Source organism: Nautilia sp. (assembly GCF_053994455.1).
Genome location: NZ_JBMYAU010000127.1, coordinates 1 through 3,804, shown reverse-complemented (window position 1 = coordinate 3,804; position 3,804 = coordinate 1). Strand labels below are relative to the sequence as shown.

The 3,804-nt window shown below is 38.8% G+C and carries 3 protein-coding genes; 1 reads left to right on the top strand and 2 read right to left on the bottom strand.

Going from position 1 to position 3,804, the window contains the following annotated elements; translation table 11 throughout:
- The coding region (locus ACXJIE_RS08855; RefSeq protein ID WP_456480613.1) for an OmpP1/FadL family transporter at positions 1-1,198 on the top strand (1,198 nt) is incomplete at its 5' end.
- A gap of 26 nt (positions 1,199-1,224) precedes the next feature.
- On the opposite strand, the gene ACXJIE_RS08850 is transcribed toward ACXJIE_RS08855, so the two are convergent.
- Positions 1,225-3,168 carry a ribonuclease R family protein gene (locus tag ACXJIE_RS08850; protein WP_456480612.1) on the bottom strand — a complete coding sequence of 648 codons (1,944 nt, stop codon included), beginning with the start codon at positions 3,166-3,168 and terminating at the stop codon, positions 1,225-1,227.
- A gap of 2 nt (positions 3,169-3,170) precedes the next feature.
- Positions 3,171-3,804: HDOD domain-containing protein (locus ACXJIE_RS08845; RefSeq protein ID WP_456480611.1), on the bottom strand; the 634-nt coding region annotated here is incomplete at its 5' end.

Below are 3,804 nucleotides of genomic sequence, written 5' to 3'. Positions count from 1 at the left end.
CGGTATGGCCCTGAGCGCCGCAAACGTAGCTAATGCAAGCGATGCGGACGCAAACTACTACAACCCTGCAAATATGGTTTTTAACGAAAACAAAAACAGTTTTGAATTTTTAATGACATATATAAAGCTTCCGAAAGTGAAATTCGAAAATTCAAACTCACAGGTGTATTATTCAAGGGAGGAAGAGTTTTTAATACCCCAGTTTCATTTCGCTTCTCGAGATTACAACGGATGGAGATGGGGAATATCCGTTACAACCCCCGCAGGGCTTTCCAAAAGATGGGACGACATAATTCCTGAAGCGGGAGCAAAGGAATTTACATTAAAAACGGTGGAATTCAATCCTACGGTTGCAAAAAAAATAAACGACAACTTCTCAGTGGCGGTCGGTTTCAGAGCGGTTAAAAGCGAAGGGATAGCCAACGGCCTGGGGTTAAAAGACGTAAACGGAGACGGTGTACCGGATCCGATTTATTCGGAATATTTAAACGGGACTTCAACCGATTACGGATGGAACGCCGCACTTTCATATCAAAACGACAGCCGCGACACAAAAGTGGCCTTAACGTACCGCTCAAAAGTCGATTTAACGCTTAAAGGCGACGCAAGCGGATATTATCTTACAAACATTCTTTTACAGTATAATTCTAATCTTTCTTTGACTCAAAATACGTATGTTACATTCAACACACCGGGTAAAGTGACAATTCCCATCCCGGCGGCGGTTAATCTGGCGGTTGCAAAAAAATTAGGCAAAACGACGATTGAATTCGTTCTTGAAAGAACATTCTGGTCCGATTACAAATCACTGGATTTCGATTTTCAGGACCCTTACGTAAACTCCGTATTCGGTACGCCGAAGGCTAAAGACTGGAAAGACGTCAATACATACAGAATCGGTATAACGCATCAGTGTACCCCGAAACTTACGGCAATGCTCGGTTTTGCCTATGATAAAACACCGATACCGGACAGTACGATTGATTTCAGCCTTCCTGACAGTGACAAAAATATTTTTTCGGCAGGGATAAAATATAAAACGGACGACAGAATGAGCCTCGGATTTTCCGTTTTGTATACGAAACAAAAAGAAAGAAGCGCCATCGTAAGAGATGCCCAGGGAAATCCTATTGCACAGGGTACATTTAAAGACGGAGGGGCTTTACTAATGGCTTTCGGTATGGACTACAGCTTCTAAAAAGAGTAAAGAAATTTACTCTTTTATTACTTTTTCACCGTGCCTTTTATTTTTGCAGTCGCAACGTCCGAAGAAATTATTTCAATATCAACTTTTTCAAAAAGATTATATTTTTTCCTGTCTTTTAAAAACACCCTCGCACCTAAAAGCAAATCTTCCGTTATTTTGGCTATAGGGGGAATTTCGGTGTCCTCAATTAAACCTTTATATGTTTCACCTATATGCTCTTTTGCATATCTTGCGTATTTTCTGTCATAAAAATCCCATTCGACTTTCATAGCTTCTCGTTCAAGCTCGCTTATCTTAACCACGAGGGCTTCAATGTTTCTCAATATAAATTCCATCTGTTTTTTATCGTTTCTCAAAATCGACTTTAACAGTCTGTGAAGGGTCAAATCGGAATATCTTCTTATAGGAGAGGTAAAATGGGTGTATTTTTCAAATCCGAGAGCATAATGTCCCGTGTTTTTGGCATCGTACCTCGCCTGCTGCTGTGAACGGATTATCAGTTTGTCAACCTCTTTTTCAATTCCCATCATTTTAGCCTGTTTTTGTATATCCCCGACCACTTTTACAAAATCTTTTTCATCAACGTCGACATCGATACCCAAAGCGGCAAGACTTTCATAAAGTTCGTCCAAACTGTTTGAAGAAGGTTTTTCATGCACTCTGAAAATACCGAAATCGATCATATTCGCCGCTGCCTTGTTTGCTAAAAGCATACAGTCTTCTATAAGTTTATGCGAAGGCGTCTCTTTTTCAAGTTCTATTTTTTCTATAAGGCCTTTGTCGTTTAAGGTCATTTTAATTTCATCGCTGCTGAAATCAAGGCCTGTTTGAAGTCTTTTATTTCTAATTTTTTTAATTTTTTCCCACAAAGGCATCAGCCACGATAAAACTTCATCATCCGTTTTATCCGTATTTTCGAATTTTCCTTCCAAAAATTCGTCCACCCTGTCATATGAATATTTTCTTTTTGATTTTATAACCGCTTCAAAGAGCTCCTCTTTTATTACTTCGTTTTTATCGTTCAGCCTGATTTTAAATACGAAAGCAAGCCTGTCTTCGTTTTCTTTGAGCGAACAGATGTTTTCGCTCAGCTGTCTTGGAAGCATAGGCACTGATTTATGGGGAAAATATATGCTAAACCCTCGTTCTTTCGCCTCTTTATCTATATTTCCGTTTAAATAGACATACTCGCTCACATCGGCAATAGCAACATATAATTCGCTTTTTTCCTTATCAAAATATATAGCGTCGTCATGATCCTTAGCCGTAGGAGGATCTATAGTGCAAAACGGCAAACCGCTCAAATCTACACGCCCGGGATAAAAATCCTTATCCACATAATCTCCGTACGCTTCGGCCTCGGCCACCGCCTTTTTACTGAATTCTTCTTTTTTGTTATATAAAGCTAAAGATATTTTATCATCAACCCAAGGGTCATCCAAAACACCCAAAACGTCGATTATTCTGTTCGTATAATTGTCCACTTTAAACACCGCCCCTTCGGGAAGTTTTTTGAGTGTTTTTTTCTTTTCGGCGACAAACGTCTGGAGATTTGTTTTTATATTTTTCAAAACAGGTATTTTTTTATTGTTTTTATATTCGAAAGTCAAATATACCACACTTACGCTAAAGGCTTTTTCAAGTATATAAACAACCTTCGCCTTAGGACGTCCTTTTTTGTTAAAAAGCTTTTCGGCAATTACCAAATCCCCCCTGCCCGCACCGTTTAAATGCTCGGCTTCAATCAGGTAGTCTTTTTCTTTTACGCCAAGGGGCGTTAAAAAACCGAAACCTTTTTTCGTTACGTCGACTTTACCTATCCTGTACTTTGATTTGAGTTTTATAATTTTGGAATCGGTTACTATTCTCAACGCTATCAAATCGTTTATTATATCCCTCTTATTCCTCGGTATATCTTTTGATGCGATACCTTGAACAAGTTTATATGCAAATTCTTTCAATATTATCCTTTAATCATTTCCACAGCAGTTTTCAGCGAATCCGTATCGAGTTCGTATCTTTCGGCTATTTCATAAGCTTTTTCAACATTTTCCTCATCAAAAGGTTTTATCATATCCACAAGCGTCTGAAGCACAAGCAAAGCGGCGCTTTCGGTTTTATATTTTCCTTTCGGTTCATGTATGTTTTGCATTGATTCGATTAAATCCTCACTGAAATTCCAGTGTTTAAATATTTCTGCGGTTATTTCCGTTGCGGTTGAGCCCGTGTATTCCCTCTCGAGTTTATATCTGTCCTCGCCTTTTGAAAGCCTGTTTTTAAAACTTTCGCTTTTATTTTCGTTATTTAAAACAAGCGAAATAACAACGGCCCCCAAATCTATTAAAAAAGAGTTAGTGGCCAGTATGTCCAATTTAGCCCTGTCTTTTTTAAACCAGTTTACGGCTATGGCGTTTCTGTGGGCCGCCACATCGTGAAACTGTATTTCGTTTATGCCGTATGCGCTTAAATCGAATTTTAACGAGTTTCTTATGGCAAAAGAAATGGCGAACCCTTTTACAGTGGACATACCGAAAAGAGAAACTGCCTGATCAACGTTTTTAATCTGTCTTGTAAACCCGTAAAGCGGTGAATTTGCC